This window comes from Bradyrhizobium sp. 21 (genome assembly GCF_023073335.1).
Classification (GTDB): Bacteria; Pseudomonadota; Alphaproteobacteria; order Rhizobiales; family Xanthobacteraceae; genus Bradyrhizobium.
On the sequence record NZ_JADPJG010000004.1, the window covers coordinates 199,425 to 205,472 of the forward strand.

The following is a 6,048-nucleotide window of genomic DNA, read 5'->3' on the forward strand; positions in this document are numbered from 1 at the left end:
AGTCTTCCGAGACAAGACGGGCCGGGAAAACGTTCATGAAGCACATCACCTGTATCGACGATCTTCGCACACTGCATCAGCGCCGCGTGCCGAAAGCGTTCTTCGATTATTGCGACCGCGGCTCCTACGCCGAGGAAACGCTGCGTGCCAACCGCGACGACATGCAGGGCATCAAGTTCCGCCAGCGCATCCTGGTCGACGTCTCCAAACGTGATACCTCGACCACGATCCTCGGCGAGCCCTCGACCATGCCGCTGATGCTGGCGCCTGTGGGCCTGCTCGGCATGCAGCATGGCGACGGCGAGATCCATGCCTGCCGCGCCGCGCAAGCCGCCGGTATCCCGTTCACGCAGTCGACGATGTCGATCTGCTCGATCGAGGACATCGCGGCCAATGTCGAGAAGCCGTTCTGGTTCCAGCTCTACGTGATGAAGGACCGCGGCTTCATCAAGGAATTGATCCAGCGCGCGATGGCCGCCAGATGCAGTGCCCTCGTACTCACGGTTGACCTCCAGGTCATCGGCCAGCGCCATGCCGACATCAAGAACGGCATGACCATCCCCCCCGAGTGGACGCTGTCGAAATTTCTGGATTTCGCCACAAAGCCTGCGTGGGTCTCCGGTGTGCTGCGGGGCAAGCGCCGCACCTTCGGCAACATCGCCGGCCACGTGAAGAACACCGAGGACCTCAATCGCCTCGCCGAATGGACCGCCTCGCAGTTCGACACCTCGCTGAACTGGAAGGACATCGAGTGGGTCCGCAGCATCTGGCCGGGCAAGCTCATCATCAAGGGCATCCTCGACGTCGAGGACGCCGAGGAAGCCGCCAAGACCGGCGCGCAGGCCCTCGTCGTCTCGAACCATGGCGGCCGTCAGCTCGACGGCGCGCCGTCATCGATCGAGGTGCTGCCCGAGATCGCCGAGGCGGTCGGTGACAGGATGGAGATCATGTTCGACGGCGGCATCCGCTCCGGCCAGGACGTGATGCGCGCGCTCGCGCTCGGCGCAAAATCCTGCATGATCGGCCGCGCCTACGCCTACGGCCTGGGCGCCGGCGGCCAGGCCGGCGTCGCCAAGGCGATCGACATCATCCAGAAAGAGCTGCTCACCACCATGGGCCTGTGCGGCGCCAACAGGATCGACGAGATCGACGATCATATCATTGCGATGTGAGGTACCTGGCAGGATGCAGCACAATAACGGCCGTCGTCCCGGCGAAGGCCGGGACCATAACCACCGAAAGTGGTTTGGCGAGGACCCGAAGTGAAAGGTCTTCGCGCGGGACCGATACCTGCGCCAATCGATAGATCACGCGGCATGGGTCCCGGCCTTCGCCGGGACGACCGCGGAGTGAGCCGCGCGACCGCGCCCTCACATCGGCGGCGTGATGCCGTCGCGGCCGACATTCACCCGGTTGGCTTCCAGCGAGCCATCCTCCTTCTTTGCCGCACCGAAGATGATCAGCTTGGCGCCCGGCTTGATCTCGGATTTGTCGCTGGCGATGAAGGTGACGATCGGCGTGTCCGGCGGCACCACGACTTTCTTCTCGCCGTCCTTGTACTTGACCGTGATGTTCTGGCCGTCGGTGCCCTTCACCGTCTGCGAGACCGTGGCGTTGGTCATGGTCGAGTTGGCGCGCGCATCCCAGGGACGAAAGCCTTCGGCCGCGCCGCGCTGGTTCTCCGGGAAAATGTGCACGGCGATCGCTTTCTGCGTCCCGTCGGGCTCGGGCAGGCCGGTGACGCCGATATAGGAGCCATCCTTGATTTCCGATAACGGCGTCTTCACCACCGCGAAGATGGCGACGTTGTCGGTCATGCGCACCTTTACGTCGCTGCCTTCACGCGTCTTGATGCCGAGCGTATTGCCGTCGACGCTCTCGATGGTGCCGCGGATGCGCACCGTCGGCGTCTGCTGCGCAGAGGCCGAGACGATGGACCCGGCTGCAAACGCAGCCACGACAAGGCGTGACATCCAGGTTGATTTCGACATGTTGTTATTCTCCATCACATTGGCGGTGTCAGGCCGTCGCGGCCGACGCTGACGCGGTTGGTCTCGAACGAGCCGTCCGGCAATTGTTTCATGAAGGCGATCACCTTGGCGCCGGCCTTCAGATCGGATTTGTCGCCGGGCACGAAGGTCACCACCGGCGTGTTGTCAGCGACGAACACCTTCTTCTCGCCGTCCTTGTACTTGACCAGCAGTGTATAGCCGTCATTGCCGACCACGCTCTCCGACACGGTCGCATTGGTCATGCTGGAATTGGGCTTGAGGTCATAGGGCCGCGAGCCTTCGCCGGTGCCGCGCATGCTCTCCGGAAACACGTGGACCTCGACGGCGTTCTGGGCGCCGTCCGGTCCCGGCACGGTGGTGGCGCCGACAAAGGAGCCGGCCTTGATGTCGGCGAGTGAAATCCTGCTAATGCCTGACACGCTCACGTCGGAGGCGATGTGCAGCTTGACATCCTCGCCGCTGCGCGACTTGACCTGCATCGTGTCGCCATTGACGCTTTCAATCGTGCCGCGCACGCGGGTCGGCACCGGCGCCCTTTGCGCCAATGCCGAGAGAGTCGAAATGGCCACCATCGCGACGGCGATGAGCGGACGCGTGAAAGTTGCACGTTGAACAGACATGATGGTCTCCGATTGTCCCTATCGCCCTTACGGATAGAGAACTCCGGAGGTTACGCGCTATTCTCTCAAGTCTTCGTGAGATCGGCCTCGACCAGCGCGCGCAGCTCGGCCGTGACCTGCGGCCTCTGGCCGAACCAGAGATCGAAGCCGCGGACCGCCTGATGCAGCAGCATGCCGAGCCCGTCGGCGGTCTTCAGCCCGCGCGCCTTTGCGGCCGCCAGCAGCGGCGTCACCAGCGGGACATAGACGAGATCGGCGACCACGGCGCCATCCGGCAGGCGCGCGACGTCAACGTCGAGCGAAGGCTGGCCGTGCATGCCGAGCGACGTCGTGTTCACGAGAAGGTTCGCGCCTGGCAGCATGTCGTCGATCGCGTGCCAATCAACGGGATGCACGCTCGGGCCGAATTCTCTCGCAAGCGTCTCGGCCCGCGCGATGGTGCGGTTGGCCAGATGGATGCGCTTGACGCCGCGTTCGAGTAGCCCGAACACGATTGCGCGCGAGGAGCCGCCGGCGCCGAGCACCAGCGCCTCGCTGGCTGCGTCCCAGCCGGGCGCGCTGGCATCGAGATTGTTGATAAAGCCCTCGACGTCGGTGTTGGTCGAGTGCAGCTCGCCGTCCGCAAACCACAGCGTGTTGGCCGCACCGACCGCCCGCGCGCGGGCATCGGGCGTCGAGAGCTCAAGCACACCCTCCTTGTGGGGGATGGTGACGTTGGCGCCGACGAAGCCGCGCAGCGACAGCCGGAGCACGAAGTCGCGCAGATTATCGGGTGGAACCGCCTCGATGACATAGCCGCCCTCGATATCGAGCGTGCGCAGCCAATAACGATGGATCAGCGGCGAGCGCGAATGCGCGGCCGGCCATCCGATCAGACAGGCTGCGGGAGCCTTGGTCACGGTCGTCCTCCCCTGGGGTCGTTTCGGAGGCGATCCATTTCGCGTCCCGCAAGCCCTGTCAAGCGCGCGGGCCCTCTCGGGAGAGGCTCGACGTCAGGTCGTGCCCGCCTCACCGGCCGCGGGCTGCGCCGCGCCACCCTTGATGTCGGCGACCGCACGCGCGATGGTCTCGCGATAGCGGGCGCGTGGCGGAGTGACGCCATGGGTGAGCAGCGCGCGGCGCACCGCAGGCGACGCCCCCGTGATGAACAGCCGGATGCCTTGGCGGTGGGCCTTGGCGGCGACGCGGCCGAGCACGTTGGCCGCGGTCGAATCCAAAAACGGCACCGCGGCGAAATCGACCACGAATCCCTTGCGCTTGTCGGCGATGCCGTCGAGCACGCTGCCGATCGCCGAGGCCGCGCCGAAGAAGAACGCGCCGGTGATGCGATAGACCAGCACGTCGCGATCGACCGCGAGCGCGGGGTCGTAAGGCACGCGCTCGCCATTTTCGTCGTCGGGACGATCGGCGGCCACCATCGGCGAACGTTCCTCGATGCCGGTCATTTCCGCCATGCGATGGATGAACAGCACCGCGCCGAGCGCGAAGCCGACCAGAATCCCCTCGGTCAGATCGCGGAAGATGGTGAGCAGGAAGGTTGCGAGCAGCACGACGGCATCGCCCCATGACGAGCGCAGCAGCGTCGCGAATTCGTGCTTCTCCGCCATGGTCCAGGCCACCACGACGAGCACGGCGGCGAGCGCGGCCAGCGGGATGTAGCTCGCGAGCGGCGCTGCGATCAGCATGAACAGCAGCAGGAAGATCGAATGCAGCATGCCCGCGAGCGGCCCCCGCGCGCCGGCGCGGATGTTGGTCGCGGTACGCGCGATCAGCCCCGTGACGCAGATGCCGCCGAACAGCGCCGCGCCGACATTGGCGGCGCCTTGCGCCACCAGCTCGCAATTGGAGCGGTGACGGCGACCGGTCATGCCGTCGGCCACCACCGCCGACAGCAGCGATTCGATGGCGGCGAGCAGCGCGAAGGAGATCGCATCCGGCAGCACGGCGGTCGCCTTCGCGAGCGAGAACGCAGGCAAGGCCGGCGAGGGCAGTTCGCGCGGAATGCCGCCGAAGCGCGAGCCGACGGTCTCGACCGGCAGCGACAGCACGGCACATGCGACCGCCGCGAGCACGACCGCGATCAGGATGCCCGGCCAGGACGGCAGCCAACGTCGCAGGCCGGCGATGATGGCAATGCTGACGATCGCGACCGCGACGGCCGACGGATTGACGGTGTGCAGGCCGCCGGCAAGCGCGATGAGTTTCGGAACGAACTCGCTCGGCTCCTTCGCGAGGAGCGTGATCCCGCCGAGATCGCGCAGCTGGCTGGCGAAGATGATCACGGCGATGCCGGCGGTGAAGCCGACCGTCACCGGATACGGAATGAACTTGATATAGGTGCCGATCCGCAGGAAGCCCGCAGCGATCAGGAACAGGCCCGCCATCAGCGTCGCCAGGATCACGCCGTCGACCCCGTGACGGTCGGCGGTCGCCGCAACCAGCACAATGAAGGCGCCGGCAGGACCGCCGATCTGGAACCGGCTGCCGCCGAGCAGTGACGCAATGAAGCCGCCGACAACAGCGGTGTAAAGTCCGCGGTCCGGCGTCACGCCAGAGGCGATTGCGATCGCCATCGACAGCGGCAGCGCGACGATCGCAACTGTGAGGCCCGCAAACACATCGGCGCGGAAATCCGATAGGCCGTAGCCCTCGCGCCATACGGTGACGAGCTTTGGCAGATAGAGTTCGGTGAAGGTCGGCCGACGAAGCTGGTGCAGCTTGCCTGCGTGTTCGCCTGTGATGCTCATTTCAGCAAAATGCTCCGCTGCCCACGACGCTCCGATGCATCGTGCGGCCGCGTATCGGGGCGCGACGGTGCGTTAGTTAAGACTGCTTCCGAGCATGATCATTTGCGGGATCACGCCCCCACCCGACGCGGCGGCCCCGGCTCCTTGAGCCGAACGCCACGTCCGCCGCCTTCGCTGCGCGCCTGTTCGCCGATCAGCTCGACGCCGGCCCGATCAAAGGCTTCGACCACCTTCATCAAGGTCTCGACCACGCCACGGACGTTGCCGGTGCTCGCCTCCATCCGCTGAATGGTCGGCAGCGATACGCCTGCAAGCTCCGCCAAAGCCCTCTGGTCAATGCCGAGCAGCGCGCGCGCTGCCCGCATCTGGAACGACGTGATCACCTTGGCCTCACGTATGAACGGTTATAAATGATGTCTGGAGCATGCACAATGATGTAAAATACATCAAGTTGAGCCGAACGCAAGAGGGCCCTCGCCGCCACGTGCTCCGCGTCGCCCTCTCCCCGCACGAACGGAGAGAGGGCGAGAGCAGTACGTGCCTCACTGCGAGAGGCAGCTCACGCCGCGTGCTGATGCGCTGCGATGATCTGGTCGGCGGCGCGGCCCGTGACTTCGGCCATGTGGTCGAACTGGCGGGTGAAGCTGCCGGCGCCCGCCGTGGCCGAGC

At 65.6% G+C, this 6,048-nt stretch carries 6 protein-coding genes; 1 reads left to right on the plus strand and 5 read right to left on the minus strand.

The features are described 5' to 3' along the window. Nucleotides 1-35: 35 nt before the first annotated feature. Entirely contained in the window at nt 36-1,172 is a 1,137-nt protein-coding gene (locus IVB31_RS08395; protein ID WP_247320699.1) for an alpha-hydroxy acid oxidase, read from the plus strand. Between the two features lie 198 nt (nt 1,173-1,370). Here IVB31_RS08395 and IVB31_RS08400 read toward each other — a convergent pair whose 3' ends face one another. The 5 genes from IVB31_RS08400 to IVB31_RS08420 form a co-directional block, all read right to left on the minus strand. Beyond that, the gene (locus IVB31_RS08400) at nt 1,371-1,991 is read right to left on the minus strand and encodes a hypothetical protein (protein ID WP_247320700.1); all 621 of its coding nucleotides are present in this window, start codon (nt 1,989-1,991) and stop codon (nt 1,371-1,373) included. A gap of 14 nt (nt 1,992-2,005) precedes the next feature. Continuing rightward, nucleotides 2,006-2,632: a hypothetical protein gene (locus IVB31_RS08405; protein WP_247320701.1), complete on the minus strand. Its 627-nt coding sequence runs from the start codon at nt 2,630-2,632 to the stop codon at nt 2,006-2,008. Between the two features lie 65 nt (nt 2,633-2,697). Continuing rightward, nucleotides 2,698-3,531 carry a shikimate dehydrogenase gene (locus IVB31_RS08410; protein WP_247320702.1) on the minus strand — a complete coding sequence of 278 codons (834 nt, stop codon included), beginning with the start codon at nt 3,529-3,531 and terminating at the stop codon, nt 2,698-2,700. 93 nt (nt 3,532-3,624) lie between these two features. Continuing rightward, nucleotides 3,625-5,379 (minus strand): SulP family inorganic anion transporter, encoded by a 1,755-nt coding sequence (locus IVB31_RS08415; RefSeq protein WP_247320704.1) that lies wholly within the window; start codon nt 5,377-5,379, stop codon nt 3,625-3,627. 110 nt (nt 5,380-5,489) lie between these two features. Then, entirely contained in the window at nt 5,490-5,762 is a 273-nt protein-coding gene (locus tag IVB31_RS08420; RefSeq protein WP_007614761.1) for a helix-turn-helix transcriptional regulator, read from the minus strand. Between the last annotated feature and the right edge of the window lie 286 nt (nt 5,763-6,048).

Coding starts and splice junctions, on each gene's coding strand:
- IVB31_RS08395 (WP_247320699.1), top strand. CDS start 36: ATGAAGCACATCACCTGTATCGACGATCTTCGCACACTGCATCAGCGC.
- IVB31_RS08400 (WP_247320700.1), bottom strand. CDS start 1,991: ATGTCGAAATCAACCTGGATGTCACGCCTTGTCGTGGCTGCGTTTGCA.
- IVB31_RS08405 (WP_247320701.1), bottom strand. CDS start 2,632: ATGTCTGTTCAACGTGCAACTTTCACGCGTCCGCTCATCGCCGTCGCG.
- IVB31_RS08415 (WP_247320704.1), bottom strand. CDS start 5,379: ATGAGCATCACAGGCGAACACGCAGGCAAGCTGCACCAGCTTCGTCGG.